General features: G+C 60.7%; 18 protein-coding genes and 1 tRNA gene. 13 read left to right on the forward strand and 6 right to left on the reverse strand.

Translation table 11 applies throughout. From position 1 onward, the window contains the following. The first annotated feature begins 467 nt into the window (after positions 1–467). Positions 468–1559 (forward strand): DUF4365 domain-containing protein, encoded by a 1092-nt coding sequence (locus tag C0V73_RS07260; RefSeq protein ID WP_102019324.1) that lies wholly within the window; start codon positions 468–470, stop codon positions 1557–1559. 55 nt (positions 1560–1614) lie between these two features. Here the strand turns inward: C0V73_RS07260 and C0V73_RS07265 are convergent, their stop codons facing one another. From C0V73_RS07265 to C0V73_RS07275, 3 genes are all read right to left on the reverse strand, one after another. After that, entirely contained in the window at positions 1615–1977 is a 363-nt protein-coding gene (locus tag C0V73_RS07265) for a hypothetical protein (protein ID WP_143708318.1), read from the reverse strand. Positions 1978–2011: 34 nt separating this feature from the next. Next, on the reverse strand, positions 2012–3091 hold the full coding sequence (locus C0V73_RS07270) for a hypothetical protein (protein WP_102019326.1): 1080 nt from the start codon (positions 3089–3091) through the stop codon (positions 2012–2014). A 267-nt stretch (positions 3092–3358) separates the two neighbouring features. Next, positions 3359–3432, reverse strand: a tRNA-Gln gene (locus C0V73_RS07275). Between the two features lie 287 nt (positions 3433–3719). On the opposite strand from C0V73_RS07275, the gene C0V73_RS07280 reads away from it, so the two are divergent. Genes C0V73_RS07280 through C0V73_RS07290 form a run of 3 tightly spaced genes read left to right on the forward strand, consistent with a single transcriptional unit; the run spans position 3720 to position 6640 of the window. After that, on the forward strand, positions 3720–5417 hold the full coding sequence (locus tag C0V73_RS07280) for a Ppx/GppA phosphatase family protein (RefSeq protein ID WP_102019327.1): 1698 nt from the start codon (positions 3720–3722) through the stop codon (positions 5415–5417). Between the two features lie 2 nt (positions 5418–5419). Then, the gene (locus C0V73_RS07285; protein ID WP_102019328.1) at positions 5420–6202 is read left to right on the forward strand and encodes an RlmE family RNA methyltransferase; all 783 of its coding nucleotides are present in this window, start codon (positions 5420–5422) and stop codon (positions 6200–6202) included. 54 nt (positions 6203–6256) lie between these two features. Then, positions 6257–6640, forward strand: a complete 384-nt coding sequence (locus tag C0V73_RS07290) for a VOC family protein (RefSeq protein WP_102019329.1) — start codon at positions 6257–6259, stop codon at positions 6638–6640. Here the strand turns inward: C0V73_RS07290 and C0V73_RS07295 are convergent, their stop codons facing one another. Further along, entirely contained in the window at positions 6641–8047 is a 1407-nt protein-coding gene (locus C0V73_RS07295) for a DHA2 family efflux MFS transporter permease subunit (RefSeq protein WP_102019330.1), read from the reverse strand. Here C0V73_RS07295 and C0V73_RS23065 point away from each other — a divergent pair. Next, entirely contained in the window at positions 8037–8198 is a 162-nt protein-coding gene (locus C0V73_RS23065; protein WP_172450094.1) for a hypothetical protein, read from the forward strand. The two genes, C0V73_RS07295 and C0V73_RS23065, sit on opposite strands and share 11 nt — an antisense overlap. An 81-nt stretch (positions 8199–8279) precedes the next feature. Further along, complete coding sequence (locus C0V73_RS07300) at positions 8280–9269, forward strand: MBL fold metallo-hydrolase (protein WP_102019331.1); 990 nt, start codon at positions 8280–8282, stop codon at positions 9267–9269. A 54-nt stretch (positions 9270–9323) separates the two neighbouring features. On the opposite strand, the gene C0V73_RS07305 is transcribed toward C0V73_RS07300, so the two are convergent. Further along, positions 9324–9635: an ATPase inhibitor subunit zeta gene (locus tag C0V73_RS07305; protein ID WP_102019332.1), complete on the reverse strand. Its 312-nt coding sequence runs from the start codon at positions 9633–9635 to the stop codon at positions 9324–9326. Between the two features lie 301 nt (positions 9636–9936). Here C0V73_RS07305 and guaB point away from each other — a divergent pair, with 301 nt between their 5' ends. The 5 genes from guaB to adhP all read left to right on the forward strand — a co-directional run bounded on the left by guaB (position 9937) and on the right by adhP (position 14599). Then, positions 9937–11427, forward strand: coding sequence for an IMP dehydrogenase (guaB, locus tag C0V73_RS07310; RefSeq protein WP_102019333.1), 1491 nt, complete (start codon positions 9937–9939; stop codon positions 11425–11427). A gap of 131 nt (positions 11428–11558) precedes the next feature. Next, positions 11559–11993 (forward strand): hypothetical protein, encoded by a 435-nt coding sequence (locus tag C0V73_RS07315; RefSeq protein ID WP_143708319.1) that lies wholly within the window; start codon positions 11559–11561, stop codon positions 11991–11993. Positions 11994–12031: 38 nt separating this feature from the next. Continuing rightward, complete coding sequence (locus C0V73_RS07320) at positions 12032–12445, forward strand: MAPEG family protein (RefSeq protein WP_102019335.1); 414 nt, start codon at positions 12032–12034, stop codon at positions 12443–12445. Between the two features lie 84 nt (positions 12446–12529). Next, entirely contained in the window at positions 12530–13405 is an 876-nt protein-coding gene (locus tag C0V73_RS07325; RefSeq protein ID WP_102019336.1) for a dienelactone hydrolase family protein, read from the forward strand. Positions 13406–13570: 165 nt separating this feature from the next. Next, the gene (gene adhP / locus C0V73_RS07330) at positions 13571–14599 is read left to right on the forward strand and encodes an alcohol dehydrogenase AdhP (RefSeq protein WP_102019337.1); all 1029 of its coding nucleotides are present in this window, start codon (positions 13571–13573) and stop codon (positions 14597–14599) included. 66 nt (positions 14600–14665) lie between these two features. Here adhP and C0V73_RS07335 read toward each other — a convergent pair whose 3' ends face one another. Continuing rightward, the gene (locus C0V73_RS07335) at positions 14666–15145 is read right to left on the reverse strand and encodes a hypothetical protein (RefSeq protein ID WP_102019338.1); all 480 of its coding nucleotides are present in this window, start codon (positions 15143–15145) and stop codon (positions 14666–14668) included. A gap of 153 nt (positions 15146–15298) precedes the next feature. Here C0V73_RS07335 and C0V73_RS07340 point away from each other — a divergent pair, with 153 nt between their 5' ends. Together C0V73_RS07340 and C0V73_RS07345 are read left to right on the forward strand one after the other, a co-directional pair. Then, positions 15299–16450 (forward strand): DUF3734 domain-containing protein, encoded by a 1152-nt coding sequence (locus C0V73_RS07340; RefSeq protein ID WP_102019339.1) that lies wholly within the window; start codon positions 15299–15301, stop codon positions 16448–16450. A gap of 134 nt (positions 16451–16584) precedes the next feature. Further along, the gene (locus C0V73_RS07345) at positions 16585–17211 is read left to right on the forward strand and encodes a TetR/AcrR family transcriptional regulator (protein WP_245407906.1); all 627 of its coding nucleotides are present in this window, start codon (positions 16585–16587) and stop codon (positions 17209–17211) included. The last annotated feature ends 7 nt before the right edge of the window (positions 17212–17218 follow it).

Below are 17218 nucleotides of genomic sequence, written 5' to 3' on the forward strand. Positions count from 1 at the left end.
GTGACCAATGCAGTCTGAGCGACGAAAAAGGGGTCGGAAGCTGTCGGTGAGATTCCTCCTTTACCGGCAGCTATTCGCCTCTAGGGGCCCGAAAGCGGACCGTCTGAAGGCGTGCCCCATAACGGACATCGCTTGCGGGTCCCCAGCCAATTTTAGGAGACCCGCTTCAGCACGACGTATGGCGTCAAGAACAGAAACCACGAATGCTCAAGTTGTTGAGAAGGCGTCGCTTTTTTCTGTGAGAAATAGTCGCTGATTTTCAGCGAAAAACCGACCTAAGATGGCTCGCCTGGAGAACCTGGAGCCGCACGCACGATCCTGATTCAGTAATAGATTCAAACTCTTGCAAGATGTCGCGTCAACAATGTGGTGGTAGTTTGTGGGGGTGTCAACAATTTCAGCACGGAATTTCTGAAACTTCCTTATATGTTGTCATCGACCAATCACGGCCCTCAGGATGACCAGTAATGAAGATCGGCGCAACGGACGATTTCGAAACGCAATACATGGCAAAGTTCCGCCAAATAGCTGCGCCCTACGGGTTGTTCATGGAATACGCAACAGATCGCGCTGGTCGGGATATCGGCCTCCATCTGACACAGGCGGCTGCGGCTGGTCGTGGGAAGATCGTAACTCCGGTCTCCATATGGTTTCAAATGAAGGGCATCATGCCCAAGACGCTGGACCAAGCGGCATTTCATGCCGCAAATGACATTTCGGTGTCGTTAAACACCAGCCATCTCGCGTTCTGGTATATGAACCCTCAACCTACATACTTGGTGATCTACGTAGGTAGCGTTGATTCCTTCTTTGCTATCGATATCAAGGAATGGGTCCGCCGAAACTATGGAGATGAGATCCTCTCGCACAGTGCGCAGACGGTCACGGTTCGAGTAGGCAAACACAATATTCTGGATGAGCACTTCTTCCGGAGGGCGCTGGACATGAATCTAGTTCCGACGCTGCGGTCATTATTTGCGCAGGATAACGATCACCAGATTGCTAGTTTCCTTAGGGATTCCAGCTTGGTTAAGTGGCTATCTAACTGTCAGGCAGAAGGACGAGATGCACGTATCCGAGTCATTAAATACATGTCGAAAATGCGTACCGAGGTGTATTTCGAAAGCCTCTCTCCTCAAGGGACGTGGGACGAGATCCGGACTCATTGGCAATTCGCGATGGGCGACCTGGAATCCAGTTTCTCGTTTCTGACGTTTCATCCCCGCAGAAGTGCCTCATGGCAGAGGGAAACCGATTTTGGATTGGACGGCGAGCCCCATGGTGTGACACGGCTGCGAATTGACGATCCAGAGGAAGAAGACTGGTGGGATGAAGATGAGGAAGCCGATCCAGAGTGCCTACTCGACCTTGGCAGCGGACGAATGTCCTACGGAGAAATGGCTGGAGGGGAGATAATAACCCACGAGATTGCTATCAGTCTCAACGAGGTTGGCGAGAGATGGGTAGAGATCCTCAACAGGCTTGAGGCATCGGAGATTATTTCCGTGACCGTATCTCCGCATTTGCTGAGTGTTGCCCCATGGCATGCTCGGGAATAGCAGAGCGACCGACTTTGCATAGTGTGCTGCCTCCTATCGAAGCGATCAACTCCGCTCATTCGGTCTTTTTGCGCAACCATTCCGCTTCTATAAGCCCGATGCGAGAGAACGATCCGCCGACATCCTGCGCGATCCGTTGAGCGTGACTAGGTTTCAGTTGAGCCACCCATTCCACGCTTCCCTCGCCCTCACCGAAAATTTGAGCATTCCCGTTCGCGACTGCCTCCACAGTGCCGTGTGCGCCAGCAGCAAACTTTCGGATCGAGAACCGATCTCGGGGCTTGCCCAATGCGAAAAGCTCGATGTGGTCCTTCTCTATGGGATGTTCAACGACGAAGCCTCGAGCAGAAGCGCCGGAGTTTGAGGTCTTCAGCGTCCAGAACGGGAAATCATAGAACTCACCGTTTGTGAGCCTCACGCTGTCACAGAGCGGCATCAGGCATAGTAAATATTCAAAGGCTTCCCCGACCTTGTGGCGGACAACCGTCCTCCTCTAGGTGCGGCTTAATGTCGATGCACAGGGTGCCGTTTCTGATTATTATGTCGTGCGCGGGTCGGAGGCGGCATATCTCCTCCAGTCTCATACCCGTGTGTAGGGCAATGAGAGGGAGCCAGTGCAGCGCGCTCGTATCCGAAGCCTGACGATATTCCTTCGACCTGAAGAGACGTTCCAAGTCTTCGAGAGACCAATCATCTCTTGCTGATTTCTTCGCCTTGGTTCCTGGGAATGAATGTCCTGCAAAAGGTTGGAGGCTGACGGGGACATGTTTCTTGAACACAAGCCATTTCCAGAGCGACCACAGTCCGCTGAAGTGCCTCTTCGCCGTCTTCATAGTGACCAATGGCGTAGTTTTGTTTGCCCTCGCGCGGGCTAGCTCTTTCTTGGGCGATGCAATTGAGCCTTTCCCATGGGAAGCTGGCATTTGAAGATAGAGCTCCCTGAACTCGGCAGCTTTCTCATTATCGATCCGTCCCACTGGGAGGTCACCCATCAGACCGATGAACAGTTGAACGCTCTGGCGATATTGATCTGCGTCCTTGAGTGGCTTGTTATGGTTGTACCCGGCTATGATGTCCGCTTGCCACTCCTTGATGTAGCTGGAGAGCTTCGTCATATTAGCGACTGGTTCCGGGGGCGCTGATGCAGCTACGGTCTGCACTGAAGCAGTGGCAACCGTCTCCTGTCCAAAGACAACATGCATCCGCTGGTCTACATACTCGCGTAGCTGTTTTTCAAGCGCTGCCACCGTTCTGCGGAGACGTTCCCCGCCTTTGATGTCTTGGTACTCGGAGCGTTCTAAAGCCCAATGTGCTTCTTCACTGATTGCGGCACTGTACCGCGTACCCTCGTCAGCGTTCATCATCACAAGCGTTCGCGGCAAGGTCTCATGATGTAACCTCAAACGCCCGGGTGGCATCTCGTCCACCATCCGGAGCCGCTGGGGCCACGGCGGTGTGTCCAGCCATACGCGGATTGCAGCCCGGATATCGTCGTCGGTGAGGGGAAACTCATCATCTTCATCCAGGATCATGTTGAACAGCTTCTCAGTGCCGATGAAAAGGTGGGCGGCTCGCGCTCTGGCTGTACGTCGCACGCTGGTGCTTAAAGAGCGGTATATTTCGGTTTGTCCAAGCCGCGCCCGAAGCGATGTGGGGACCCGCCGCCGAAAATAGTAGGAATCGGCTTCACGCCGCAGGAAATCTGACATCGCCAAAGCGCCCTTTGTTGGGGGTGCAGTGCGGGGGTATTCCCGTCACTGGCGACATGCAGCTAAGATGTTGAATTTTAACAAGGAAAGTGGCTGGGGAACCTGGATTCGAACCAAGATTAACGGAGTCAGAGTCCGTCGTTCTACCGTTGAACTATTCCCCACCAGGGTGTCGCCGCGGCGACCGGTGAGCGGGCTTATAGCCAAAACATCTGGCATTGCAAAGACCGAATTTCAAAAAAATGACAGGAGGCGAAAAGTGGTCCACGCGCAGGCGTGTTGGAGGGGAGAAAGGCCGGGGCGGCGTCGCGCAGGCAGCCCTTTGAAGCGCTTCTGAAAAACCGTTTGGCGCGCGGGGCAGGCGCTGGTATGCTTTGTCCAACGAAACGAATGATGACACCAGCGGCATGCGTCGGTTTTGGCGCCTTGCGCGGTGCAGTGGATAACTTCAGTGACAGACCCCAATCGCGGCGGACAGCCGAACAGCGAGGGGACGTCGACAGGCAAGCGCAAGGGCGGGTCTCCTCGCCGGCGCGGCAAGGGCAAGAAGTCGGGACCGGTCAGGAACGGTCGCGATGCTTCTGCCTCGGCAGGATCGGCGGGCACGCCGGTGGCCGAGCGACGTTCCGAATCAGCCTTTGCGGATGGTCCCATCCGCAAGCGAAAGCGCCGCAGGCGCGGCAAAGGCGGCGTTGCGCCGTCGGAACATCAGCACGACAATCAGAACGGTAACACGTCCCCGGCAGGCCCGGACGCAGGCACGGCTTCGGCCGGTCTCCCGAATGCCGGTCCCGCTTCGTCAGCAGATCGCGGCGATGTCAGGCGTGGCGAGGGCGTTGAGCCCAGGCGCCATCAGCAGAGAGACATGGGCCACGATGCCGCCGGCCTGTCTGATCCGTCTGGCCAACGCTCCGGCCGCAAGCGCAAACGCAATCGCAACCGCCATGCCGCAGCCCCGAAGCCGGGTCATGTGCGCCCGCTCGCCGGTTCCGAGCCGCCGTCGGCGGCGGTCGCCAAGCCGCTCCGACCCGAGCCGCAGGCAGCTCCCGCAGCTCAGCCGCGCTCGGTTCCGCAAAATGCCCAGCTCCAGGCGCCTGGTCGCTGGCGCTCCGTCCAGGATGGCGCGCCCGACGACCTTTATGCCGCCCTTGATCTCGGCACCAACAATTGCCGCCTGCTGATTGCCCAGCCGACCCGTCCCGGACAATTCCGCGTCGTCGATGCCTTCTCGCGCATCGTTCGTCTTGGCGAGGGACTGGCCGCCACCGGTCGCCTGTCCGAAGACGCCATGGACCGGGCGGTCGAGGCCTTGCGCATCTGCGCCTCGAAGCTCGCCGGTCGCGAGATCAGGCGCATGCGGCTGATTGCAACGGAAGCCTGCCGCGCGGCCGAAAACGGTGAGGTCTTCCTCGAGCGGGTGACGGCGGAAACCGGTCTCAACCTGGAGATTATCAACCGCGAGACCGAAGCCCGTCTCGCCGTGTCCGGCTGCTCCTCGCTGGTCGGGCGTGAGGCGCGGTCCGTCGTGCTCTTTGACATCGGCGGCGGCTCGTCGGAAATCGCGGTCATCAAGATCGGCGACAATCGCTCCAGCCGGCTTGCCAATCACATTACCCACTGGACGTCGCTGCCCGTCGGCGTGGTCACGCTGTCCGAGCGCCATGGCGGCCGCGACGTGACGCCCGACATTTTCGAGGCGATGACCCGCGAGGTCGAGGGCATGCTGGCCCGCTTCGATTGCCCCGAATTGCCCGCGGGTCCTGACGGCTTCCCGCAGGACTTCCACCTGATCGGCACCTCCGGCACCGTCACGACGCTGGCCGGTGTGCATCTCGATCTGCCCCGATACGATCGCCGCAAGGTCGATGGCCTCTGGCTTTCCGATGCCGAGGTGACCGCCATGCAGTCCAAGCTGCTCTCATGGGATTATGCCGGCCGTGCCGCCAATCCCTGCATTGGCCCTGATCGCGCCGATCTCGTGCTTGCCGGTTGCGCGATCCTTGAGGCGATCCGTCGCCGCTGGCCGTCGAGCCGCATGCGCGTTGCCGATCGCGGTCTGCGCGAGGGGCTTTTGACCGATATGATGGCCGATGACGGCGTCTGGCGCCGCGGCCGCAACCGCCGTCCTCCAGTTTCCAGGGAGCGCTGACCATGGCAAAACCACCCATTGCCGGTAACAGAACCGGCCGTAAGCTTGGCCAGAAGGTCAAGAAGGGCAAGCTCAAGGCGTCGTCGCGGCGCTGGCTCGAGCGCCACATCAATGACCCCTATGTCCAGCGCGCCAAGCTCGAGGGCTACCGCGCCCGCGCAGCTTTTAAACTGCTGGAAATCGACGAGAAGCATCAGGTCCTGAAAGGGGCGAAGCGCATCATCGACCTGGGCGCTGCCCCCGGCAGCTGGTCGCAGATCGCCGCCAAGGTCACCGATTCCTCTGATGACGATATCCGCGTTGCGGCCATCGACTTCCTGGAAATGGCACAGATCCCGGGCGTCAAGATCCTGCAACTCGACTTCCTCGATCCCGACGCCCCGCGCCAGCTGATCGAGGCCGTCGGCGGCACGCCCAACCTCGTTTTGTCGGATATGGCGGCCCCCACCACCGGACACCAGAAGACCGACCACATCCGCACCATGCATCTCTGCGAAGTCGCGGCACACTTTGCCGTGGAGGTTCTGGCCGAAGGCGGACATTTCCTCGCCAAGACCTTCCAGGGCGGCACGGAGAAGGATCTTCTCAACATGTTGAAGCAGAATTTCCGCCAGGTGCTGCACATCAAGCCGGCGTCGTCGCGACAGGAATCGGTCGAGATGTTCCTGCTGGCCAAGGGCTTCAAGGGGCGTAATGGCCCGGGCGTGGTCGAGCTTGATGAAGAAGGTTTCGCCCGTGATCCGCGCGAGGATGTGCCCGCCACCGAGGATCTGGATCAGGACTGAGGGCAAGGCAGAGCCGGTGGGTTAGGCCAAGGTCAAGCGGAGGAAGCGTTCGTCATGTTTACCTACATCACCGTCGGCATCAACGATCTGCCCCGCGCCATCCGCTTCTATGATGCGGTCCTGGCAACGCTCGGCGTCGAGCGTCGCGAAACGGACGAGAACGAAGCGGGTTATGCCACTGCCGGTGACAACCGCTGCCGGTTCTGGATCAATCATCCCTTCGATCGCCGCGCGGCAACCGTCGGCAATGGCTCCATGCCGGCCTTCGAGGCGTCTTCGCGAGCGGCAGTCGATGCCTTCCATGCAGCGGCAATCGCCCATGGCGGCACGGATGACGGCGCCCCCGGCATTCGCCATTTCCATCCCAATTTCTATGCTTGCTACGTGCGCGATCCCGATGGCAACAAGCTGTCGGCTCTTTGCGAGCGCCCTGAATAATCACTTCACGCTGATCGTCTCATCTTCCGGTGTCCGGCGATAACCGGAGACGGCCGAGCCGACATCGCGTGGCAGGCCGAAGAAGGGCAGGATCGCGAAGATCGACAAGCCAGCGACAACCGCAAAAGCAAGGTGAAAGTCTGAAAGCGACAGCGTTTCGCCCGTGATACGCGTGCTCGCCTCAAGGATCGAGGCAGCGGCGGCGACGCCAAGCGCAAGGCTCACCTGCTGCAGCACGGAGGTGAGCGAGGTCGCCTGCGATGCCGCCCGGTCCTCGATTTCCGCATAACCCAGCGTGTTGACCCCGGTGAAGAAAAAGGAGCGGCAGAAGCCGCCGATCAAAAGCACCGCCATGATCACGAGGATGGGTGTCGCTGGCGTGAAGAGGGCGTTAGCAGCCGTGGTGATCGCCCCGAAGATGCCGGCAAGGATCAGCACGTTGCGGAAGCCAGCAGCGGCAAAGGCCCGCCTTGCGATGAACTTGGTGGAGATCGCGCCGACGGCTGCGATGAAGGTGGTCATGCCGGATTCGAAGGCCGACATGCCGAAACCGAGCTGCAGCATCAAGGGCAAGAGGAAGGGCGTGGCACCGGCTGCGATGCGAAACAGCGTGCCGCCAATGATCGAGGCGCGGAAGCTTCGGTTGGCAAAGAGCGAGAGGTCGAGCAGCGGGGCCGGATGCCGCCGGGCGTGGATCACATAGAGGATCATCGAGAGTATCCCGACCACCGTCGCCGCAGCACCGACCCAGACGGGCAGGGCGGGCAGGCTCATGACCGACAGGCCGAACACCAGGCCGGATGCAGCGGCGGCACTGAGCAGAAAGCCCGTCCAGTCGATCCGCCCCGTCTCGATCGGCTCGATCTCGGGCAGGTAGAGGCTGGATAGCCACAGGCCGACAAGCCCGATCGGAATGTTGATCAGGAAGATCCAGTGCCAGCTGAAGAAGGTGGTGATGAAGCCGCCGACGGGTGGGCCGGTAATCGGACCGAGCAGGGCAGGAATGGTCAGCAGCGCCATGGCCGAGACGAGGTCGCTCTTCTTCGTCGTGCGCAGGAGAACGAGCCGCCCGACCGGCGTCATCATTGCGCCGCCCATGCCCTGCAGGAAACGTGCGGCGACGAAGGTTAGGAGCGAATCCGACATCGCGCAGAACAGCGAACCCAGCATGAAGACGAGGATTGCCGCACGAAACACCCGCTTGGCCCCGTATCGGTCTGCCATCCAGCCACTCACCGGAATGAAGATCGCAAGTGCCACCATATAGGAGGTGAGCGCCAGTTTGAGCGTGATCGGCCCGACGCCGAGATCGGTCGCGATGGTCGGCAGGGCGGTGGCGATCACGGTCGAATCCATCTGCTCCATGAAGAGCGCGACGGCGAGAATGAGGGGCGTGATGCGGTTCATCGGCATTCCGGGCAGGACCGCCGAAGCGGTGGATACGGGTTCTCATAGCGCAATCGATCTGCGGTTGAAACCGCAGAGGTCGAAGCCGGGAAGCCTCTTTGCACCGGTGCTGTTCCCGTCTTGGGTTTCCATCGGCATCACGATGGTGTGAGGGCGCTACTCGCGGCCCCGCTTTCCCCTATGTCGAGGTCAGCCTCATCAGGGGCGAGGGAATTTGATTGAGGAGATTTCGATGATTTCGATGAAAAGACGTATGCTTCTGGGAAGTGCCGGTGTAGCGCTGGCGGCCCCCATGATCATGACCCGGGCTGCCATGGCGCAGCAGTCGGGTACGGAGACCTCGATGGATATCGACCACGCCATGCCGCCCGAAACCCACCGCTTCAATGTCGGCAAGTTCGAGGTCGTCGTGGTCAAGGATGGCGCACGCCCCTCGGAAAATCCCCAGGAGACCTTCGGCACCAACCAGTCGCCTGAAACGGTCGGCGCGCTGCTTGAGGCGAATTTCCTGCCCTCCGACAAGTTCGTCAACAGCTTCGCCCCCGTGCTCGTCAACACCGGTTCTGATGTCATCCTTTTCGACACCGGTCTCGGTGAAGGTGGTCGTGCAAACGGTCTTGGCCGACTGGTCGAAGGCCTGACGGCTGCCGGCTACAAGCGGGAAGACGTGACGACCGTGGTGCTTACCCACATGCATGGCGACCATATCGGCGGCCTGATGGAAGGCGGCCAGCCGTCCTTCCCGAATGCGCGTTATGTGACGGGTCAGGCGGAATACGACTTCTGGGCCGATCCGGCCCGCGTCGGCACCCCGGCCGAGAACGGCCACAAGGGTGTGCTCGCCAATGTCGCGCTGATGGCCGAGAAGATGACCTTCATCGGCGACGGTGGCGAAGTGGTCTCCGGCATCACCGGCATGGCGGCGTTCGGCCACTCGCCGGGCCACATGATCTACCGTCTGGAATCGGAAGGCCGCCAGCTGGTGCTGACCGCGGATACGGCAAACCACTTCGTGCTGTCGCTTCAGCGTCCGGATTGGGAAGTGCGTTTCGACATGGACAAGGCAGCAGCAGCAGCAACGCGTGCCAAGGTCTTCGACATGCTGGCAACCGACAAGCTCGCCTTCCTCGGCTACCACATGCCGTTCCCGGCCGTGGGCTTTGTCGAAAAGGTCGATCAGGGCTACCGCTTCGTGCCCAAGGCCTATCAGTTCGATATCTGATATCGATCGGCAGGAAAGGGGCCGCGGCAAAGCTGCGGCCCCTCAACCCTAGCCTTACTTGCCGGCGAAAATCTCGTCCGTCGCCTGTTCGATGAAATTGTGAATGCGGCTGTCGATGTCGGCGTCGCTCACATCAACCCCAGCGATGCTGAAGTCCTGGCGCAGTTGTTCGAGCAGCCGATGTGGCTCGATGACCTGCTTGACGGCCACGGTGCGCGCATAGGCTTCGACATCGTCGAGGCCCATCGTATAGGCGGCCCAGCGGCCGAGCATCTTGCTGCCGCGAACGCGCGCCTTGAACTGGATTTCTGCCTGGTGGGCAAACTGGTTTTCGAGTGCCTGGGCACGCTTCTTCAATGCAGTCATACCGGATCCCCTGGTCTTCTTGTTTTTTGTTGTGCCCCCAGCCCCGAGAGCAGGTCCCTTATATAAGCGAGGGCTTCAAAGACCGTGTAGGCGCTGTTTAAAATTCTAATGATCGCCGATTTTTCTGTATGGGCCGCGGCGTGGCCAATCACGGCGCCATGCGTCCACGTTTTGCTATTCCCTTCCTGTCATGAACGTGTTACCAGCCCTCGCCAACTTCCAAGCATTTCATGCAGAAGCGACCGAACGGGGATCCCCGTTTTCCGGGCGGATTCTGCCTATTCAAACGAAGGAATTGGCAATGGCACGCATCGTAATGTCGGCAACAGGCGCAGAAGCGCTCACCTTTGACGACGTCCTCCTGCAGCCGGGGCACTCTGAAGTGATGCCGGGGCAGACCAACATCGCGACACGCATCGCCCGGGACATCGATCTCTCGCTGCCGATTCTCTCCTCCGCCATGGACACGGTCACTGAAAGTCGCCTCGCGATCGCCATGGCCCAGGCCGGTGGCATTGGCGTCATCCACCGGAACCTCACGCCCATCGAACAGGCCGAAGAAGTTCGCCAGGTGAAGAAGTTCGAAAGCGGCATGGTCGTCAATCCGGTGACCATCGGCCCGGAAGCAACGCTTGCCGAAGCAAAGGCGCTGATGGGTGCCCATGGCATTTCCGGCATCCCGGTTGTCGAGGGCGCAAGCCGCCCCGGCCGCCTCGTCGGCATCCTGACCAACCGCGACGTGCGTTTCGCGTCTGACCCGAGCCAGAAGATCTACGAACTGATGACCCGCGAAAACCTCGTGACGGTCAAGGATGGTGTCGATCAGCAGGAAGCGAAGCGCCTTCTGCATTCGCACCGCATCGAGAAGCTCTTGGTGGTCGACAATGAAGGCCGCTGCGTCGGTCTGATAACCGTCAAGGACATCGAGAAGTCGCAGCTCAACCCGCATGCTGCCAAGGACGCCCAGGGCCGTCTGCGCGTCGCTGCCGCCATCTCCACCGGTGATGACGGCGTTGAGCGTGCCGAGCGCCTGATCGACGCCGGCTGCGATGTAATCGTCGTTGATACGGCCCATGGCCACAGCCAGAAGGTTCTGGATGCCGTCGCCCATGTGAAGAAGATGTCGAACGCCATCCGCATCATTGCCGGCAATGTGGCGACGGGCGAGGGCACTCGCGCGCTCATCGATGCAGGCGCTGATTGCGTCAAGGTCGGTATTGGCCCCGGTTCAATCTGCACCACCCGCGTCGTCGCCGGCGTCGGCGTTCCCCAGCTTGCAGCCGTCATGGCCGCCGTTGAAGAAGCCAACAAGCTCGACATTCCCGTTATCGCCGATGGCGGTCTGAAGTTCTCGGGCGATGTTGCGAAGGCAATCGCTGCGGGCGCCTCCGCCGTCATGGTCGGCTCGCTGCTTGCCGGCACGGACGAAAGCCCGGGTGAGGTCTATCTCTACCAGGGCCGCTCCTTCAAGGCCTATCGCGGCATGGGCTCCGTCGGTGCCATGGCCCGTGGCTCGGCCGACCGCTACTTCCAGGCGGAAGTGCGCGACACGCTGAAGCTCGTGCCTGAAGGCATCGAAGGCCAAGTTCCCTACAAGGGTCCGGTCTCGGCCGTCCTCCACCAGCTCGCCGGTGGCCTGAAGGCCGCCATGGGCTATGTCGGTGGCAAGGACATCAAGGACTTCCAGGAAAAGGCGACTTTCGTGCGCATTTCCGGTGCGGGCCTGCGCGAAAGCCATCCGCATGGCGTGACCATCACCCGCGAAAGCCCGAACTATCCGGGCGCCGCATGATCCTGAGGCAGTTGCCCGGACCAACCAGGACGCCGCTCCTCTGGGCGAGCGGCGCCCTGTCGTCCGCGCTCCTCGCCTGGATGAACCTGAGCTTTGCGTGGCCTTTCGCTGATTTGACCGGCGGAAGGGCAATGCCCGATCTCGACATCGAGAGCACGGGGCAGGGGCTGCTTGCACTCAAGATGATGCTGGAGAGCGAGCCGGAGGCCGCAGCTCTTCTGCGGGCCATGCATCTCGGCCCCGATCTCCTGCTGCCGGCCACACTCGGGCTGTTTCTTATTCTGCTCATCCGACGCGCGGCGCCGGGTGCGAGCCTCTATGGCCGGCCGGCCGCGCGCCTTCTTCCCGCTCTTCTGGCCCTGCCGATCGCCTATGTCGTCGTCGACTATGCCGAGAACGTCGTCAGCCTCCTCCTTTTTCCGCCATCCGTGCAGGCGCCCGGGAATGCTGATCTTCTCGCAGAAGCGCATGCCTGGCTGACACGTCTGAAGTTTGCCGCCCTTGTCATTTCCGGCATCCTCGCCCTGCGACTGGCCTTTGGCCCAAAGCCGGCAAGGGATGAATGATGCCTTGCACGCCGTACATTTGAGGAATTGATTTTTCCATGACTGGTTTTGAAATGTTCTGGCCCCTCGTGGCCCATGCCTTTCTCGTCTTCTGTCTTTATGCCTTGCTCGTTATTCGCCGCGCCGCCGTGGTGCGTGCCGGCAAGGTCGAGCGCATTGCCTTCCGCGAGAACCTCGCCGAGCCGGAAGAGAGCCGCGTAGTCAACCGCGCGATCGCCAATCAGTTCGAGCTGCCGGTTCTCTTCTACGCCGTGTCTGTCCTGCTATACATGACCGAGGCGGACAACCTCGTTGCCGTCGTGCTCGCCTGGATCTTCGTTGTCGCACGCTATGTCCAGGCCGGGATGCAGCTCACCGGCAATCTGCCGCTGCGCCGCTTGTTCTTCATGCTGGGCTTTGTATCGCTCTTTCTGCTCTGGCTGTGGCTCGCCGCGTGGATGGCCACCAGCTGAGGCCTTCACGGCAACGTGTGTGGGCGCAAAAGGCGGCGGCACTATCTTGCGAGGGCATCCAATCCGTCCCCCAAGGAGAGTGCCATGTCGAAGCCCGAAATCACGCAGGCCATGATCGAAGCCTATGACGAATACACCCACCTGACCCTCGACCGCCGTGGCTTCATGCAACGGCTGACGGCGCTCGCCGGCTCCGGTGCCGCCGCCGCCGCCATCATGCCCATGCTCGCCGCCAACCAGGCGAATGCCGCCATGGTCGAAGAGACCGACGCGCGCCTCGACGTCTCAGACGTGACCTATCCCGGTGCCGCAGGTGAGATGAAGGGCTACCTCGCGATCCCGAAGGACGCCGCCGGCAAACTTCCCGCCGTGATCGTCATTCACGAGAACCGTGGCCTCAATCCGCATATCCGTGATGTCGCCCGTCGTATGGCGCTCGAAGGCTTCGTCGCGCTCGCTCCCGATTTCCTGTCGCCGAACGGCGGCACGCCTGCCAATGAAGACGAGGCGCGTGCGATGTTCCAGTCGCTCGACATGGCGAATGCCACAGCCAATGGCGAGGCGACCCGCGCCTTCCTCGCAGCCCATGAGAAGACCAATGGCAAGGTCGGTGCGATCGGCTTCTGCTGGGGCGGTGGCATGGTGAACCGCATGGCGGTGGCCTCACCCGAGCTTGGTGCCGGCGTCGCCTATTACGGCTCGCAAGCCCCGGCCGATCAGGTGCCGTCGATCAAGGCTCCGCTGATGCTGCATTATGCGGGTCTCGACGAGCGCATCAATGCTGGTATCGACGCCTACAAGGCGGCGCTGGATGCCAATGGCAAGACCTATGAGCTGCATATGTATGACGGCGTGAACCATGCTTTCAACAATGACACGTCGTCTGCCCGCTACGACAAGGCGGCTGCCGACCTCGCCTGGTCACGCACGGTGGAGTTCCTCAAGAAGAACCTCGCCTGAGCATCTGTTTCGGGAGCCTCACTGAGGCTCCCGATCATGACAATCCGATGAAATCTCTGGCCGTTTGATACCGATCAACTGCTCGCACCCATCCCGCGCATACCTTCTCCCCATACCCGCCGCTCGAGCGCTGCGGGAATGACGAGAAACCCACGGGAGAGTGACATGGCATCGATGATGAAGGCTGCGGTGGTCCGCGAATTCGGCAAGCCGCTGGTGATCGACGAAATGCCCATCCCGGATCCCGGCCCCGGCCAGATCCTGGTAAAATACGAGGCGACAGGCGTCTGCCACACCGACCTGCATGCCGCCAATGGCGATTGGCCGGTCAAACCCAAGCCCCCCCTCATTCCCGGCCATGAGGGCGTTGGCTATGTCGCCAAGCTCGGTTCCGGCGTCTCCCGCATCAAGGAAGGCGACCGCGTCGGCGTACCGTGGCTGCACACCGCCTGTGGTTGCTGCTCGCCCTGCCGCACCGGCTGGGAAACGCTTTGCGGCAGCCAGCAGAACACCGGTTACTCCGTCAACGGCACCTTCGCGCAATATGGCCTGGCCGATCCCGATTATGTCGGCCGTCTTCCGGACAATCTCGAATTCGGCCCGGCAGCACCTGTGCTCTGCGCCGGTGTCACCGTCTACAAGGGCCTCAAGGAAACCGAGGTGAAGCCCGGTGAATGGGTCGTCATCTCCGGCATCGGCGGTCTCGGCCACATGGCCGTGCAATATGCGAAGGCCATGGGCATGCATGTAGTGGCCGCCGACATCTTCGACGACAAGCTGAAGCTCGCAACCGACCTCGGCGCGGATATGGTGGTGAACGGCACGGCGGCAGATGCCATCGAGCAGGTCCAGAAGGCGACCGGCGGCGTGCATGGCGCGCTGGTGACGGCTGTCTCGCCCAAGGCCATGGAACAGGCCTATGGCTTCCTGCGCTCCAAGGGCACGATGTCGCTCGTCGGCCTGCCGCCCGGTTTCATCTCGCTTCCTGTCTTCGAGACCGTGCTGAAGCGCATCACCGTACGCGGCTCGATCGTCGGCACGCGTCAGGATCTTGAGGAAAGCCTGCAATTCGCCGGCGAAGGCAAGGTTGCCTCGCATTTCAGCTGGGACAAGTTGGAAAACATCAATGCGATCTTCGACCGCATGAAAGAGGGCAAGATCGACGGCCGCATCGTGCTTGATCTCGCTGCCTGATCTCGGCTTTCAAACGTGGAGAGGCGGCATCCAGGATGCCGCCTCTCCTGCATCTACAGGCGCGGTTCAGTTGCCCGATTGAATGACGGCAACCCGCGGCGGAGCGCTGGTGCAGGCGCTGTCTTCGCAGATACCGGAAATCCACACTTCCCCATTGCCAATCATCACGCCCTCGGAATTGACGAAGAGATCGCCGTATTCCTGGTTGGAGACGGCTTCGACGATCGTCTCCGTAAACACGGAATCATAGGCGTCGAGCAATTCCTGTTCCGAGCTGTAAGTGGCCTCGTCGCCGTCGATGTTCACGGTCAGCGGATAGTTGATGAGGCTGACCACGATGTCGGACTTCTCCTCTTCAAGCGCCACCTTGAAAGCGTAGAAGAGTTCCTTGTAATCGGCAGCATCGCCGAGCAGGTTTTCGATCTGCTGGTCGACAGAGGCCTCGTCGGCAAAGCAAGGAGAGGAGGCGAGCAGAGTGGCGCCGATCAGGGCGGTGGCAAACGAGCGGATCATCTGGCTTTCCTTGATGGAGAATGCACTGGCCATGTCATAATCCGAAACCGGACGAGTGCGTCGAATTTCTTTTGGGTCTGATGTGAAAGACATGCTGCAAAAGTGAACGCTGATTGAAGCCATCGGACTGGCATCCTCGACACGGCAGGCCTATCTATTGCACTGCAGCAATCATTGGGCAGGCATATGGCACAGACTGGCGCCGACACCGGCACGAACACCGCAACCGATCGCATCTTCGTCTTCCAGGGCGGCGGTGCGCTGGGAGCCTACCAGGCCGGTGCCTATGAAGCCTTGCATGAAAACGAGGTCGAGCCGGACTGGCTGGCGGGCATTTCGATCGGAGCGATCAACGCGGCGATCATTGCCGGTAGCCCACGCGAGCGGCGGATCGCCAATCTCCGGGATTTCTGGCACACGGTCTCTTCCAGCCTGAACTTCGGCTGGACGGCAGAGGACAATTCGCTCAGGCGCATCCAGAACGATGCAGCGGCCTTGGCAGCAGCGGCATTCGGCATTCCCGGCTTCTTCTCGCCGCGCCTCCCCACACCGTATCAATTGCTCACCAATCCGGATGTCCGCCTGAGCGCCTACGACACCGAGCCCCTGATGCGGACACTGGAGCGCTTGGTCGACTTCGATCTCCTGAACGATTGCCAGACACGCCTCAGTCTTGGCGCGGTCGAGATCCGCTCCGGCAATTTCGCCTATTTCGACAACCGCAAGACGCGTCTGGATGCCCGGCACGTGGCCGCCTCCGGCGCGCTGCCGCCCGGCTTCCCACCAATCGAGATCGACGGGCGCCATTATTGGGACGGCGGTCTCGTTTCCAACACGCCACTGCAGCATGTGCTCAACGTCAACGACGCCTCGCATGATCTGGAGATCTTCCAGGTCGACCTGTTCAATGCGCGGGGAGACATGCCGCGCGACCAGTTCGAAGTCGAGAGCCGGATCAAGGAGATCCGCTATTCCAGCCGAACCCGTATGAACACCGACGATTTCGCGAGACGCCAGATCGTCCGCCGCGCAGCTAAGCGCCTGCTCGAAAAATTGCCGCCGGAATTCCGCGATGACGAGGACGCGAAGATCCTGCGTTCCATCGGCCACGAATACGACGTGACCATCGTCCATTTGATCCACCGCCGTGCCTCGCATGCCACCCATGCTATGGATGCAGAGTTCTCCCGCAGCTCTATCGAGGAGCACTGGAAGGCGGGCTACGACGACGCGACCTACACGCTCCAGCATCCGAAATGGCGCCGTCGCGGTCGCCCAAAGGACGGCATCCAGATCTTCGACCTTGCGCGAGAGCGACATCTGCGCATCGAAGGATGACGCGTTCGACCGACCTTTTTTGTGTAAAGGTCAAGAGGTCGGGGACGAAGGGCCAGCGTTAACCTTTTGGCCAGAACCGCTCCCTATCCGTTTAGCGACATGAAACCGCGGGATGAGCCCGTGGGACGATAGCCTTGAGCGAGCACACCATGGACGGTCGACTGCAGCCGCGCAAAACCCCCCAACAGGAACGCAGCATCCAGCGGCTCGAGGCGATCCTCGAGGCAGCCGTTTCGCTCTTTCTGGAGAAGGGGATTGCTGAGACGACCATGAGCGAGATTGCTCAGCGGGCAGGCATCTCCATCGGCTCGCTCTACCAGTTCTTTCCCCAGAAGGTGGCGGTCATAAAGGCCGTGCATGACCGTTTCTCGGGTCAGCTCGAAGGCTTCATCCGGCAGATCTTTGCGGGCGTCCAGACCTTGGACGAGGCCTCAGACCGGGCATCCGAAAGCCTGATGGAACTGCATGCCATGTTCCGGGAGCAGCGGATCTACATGGCGCTCTGGCAGGCGATCGTCACGGACCGGGATCTCTCCCAGCTCTCGGGCGATTTCCACGACCAGATCATCGCCAGCTTCTACCGTGATCTGTCGCACATTATCCCGGAGAGCGATTTCGAGCGCTTCCGCGTCAATCTCAAGCTGATGATCCTCGCGACTGGCGAAGTCATCCGCTTTGCAACCCAGCAGCCGGAAGACATAGCGCGCGCCCATCTCGATCAATGGCGCCGCATCATCAGGTCATCGATCTTCGCCTACTGAGCGGAGG

This window comes from Rhizobium sp. TH135 (assembly GCF_002855515.1).
Classification (GTDB): Bacteria; Pseudomonadota; Alphaproteobacteria; order Rhizobiales; family Rhizobiaceae; genus Allorhizobium.

What these genes read in the sequence shown, in the direction of transcription:
- C0V73_RS07260 (WP_102019324.1), top strand. Translation starts at nt 468, where the DNA reads ATGAAGATCGGCGCAACGGACGATTTCGAAACGCAATACATGGCAAAG.
- C0V73_RS07270 (WP_102019326.1), bottom strand. Translation starts at nt 3,091, where the DNA reads ATGATCCTGGATGAAGATGATGAGTTTCCCCTCACCGACGACGATATC.
- C0V73_RS07285 (WP_102019328.1), top strand. Translation starts at nt 5,420, where the DNA reads ATGGCAAAACCACCCATTGCCGGTAACAGAACCGGCCGTAAGCTTGGC.
- C0V73_RS07290 (WP_102019329.1), top strand. Translation starts at nt 6,257, where the DNA reads ATGTTTACCTACATCACCGTCGGCATCAACGATCTGCCCCGCGCCATC.
- C0V73_RS23065 (WP_172450094.1), top strand. Translation starts at nt 8,037, where the DNA reads ATGCGGTTCATCGGCATTCCGGGCAGGACCGCCGAAGCGGTGGATACG.
- C0V73_RS07295 (WP_102019330.1), bottom strand. Translation starts at nt 8,047, where the DNA reads ATGAACCGCATCACGCCCCTCATTCTCGCCGTCGCGCTCTTCATGGAG.
- C0V73_RS07300 (WP_102019331.1), top strand. Translation starts at nt 8,280, where the DNA reads ATGATTTCGATGAAAAGACGTATGCTTCTGGGAAGTGCCGGTGTAGCG.
- C0V73_RS07305 (WP_102019332.1), bottom strand. Translation starts at nt 9,635, where the DNA reads ATGACTGCATTGAAGAAGCGTGCCCAGGCACTCGAAAACCAGTTTGCC.
- guaB (WP_102019333.1), top strand. Translation starts at nt 9,937, where the DNA reads ATGGCACGCATCGTAATGTCGGCAACAGGCGCAGAAGCGCTCACCTTT.
- C0V73_RS07315 (WP_143708319.1), top strand. Translation starts at nt 11,559, where the DNA reads ATGCCCGATCTCGACATCGAGAGCACGGGGCAGGGGCTGCTTGCACTC.
- C0V73_RS07320 (WP_102019335.1), top strand. Translation starts at nt 12,032, where the DNA reads ATGACTGGTTTTGAAATGTTCTGGCCCCTCGTGGCCCATGCCTTTCTC.
- C0V73_RS07325 (WP_102019336.1), top strand. Translation starts at nt 12,530, where the DNA reads ATGTCGAAGCCCGAAATCACGCAGGCCATGATCGAAGCCTATGACGAA.
- adhP (WP_102019337.1), top strand. Translation starts at nt 13,571, where the DNA reads ATGGCATCGATGATGAAGGCTGCGGTGGTCCGCGAATTCGGCAAGCCG.
- C0V73_RS07335 (WP_102019338.1), bottom strand. Translation starts at nt 15,145, where the DNA reads ATGGCCAGTGCATTCTCCATCAAGGAAAGCCAGATGATCCGCTCGTTT.
- C0V73_RS07340 (WP_102019339.1), top strand. Translation starts at nt 15,299, where the DNA reads ATGGCACAGACTGGCGCCGACACCGGCACGAACACCGCAACCGATCGC.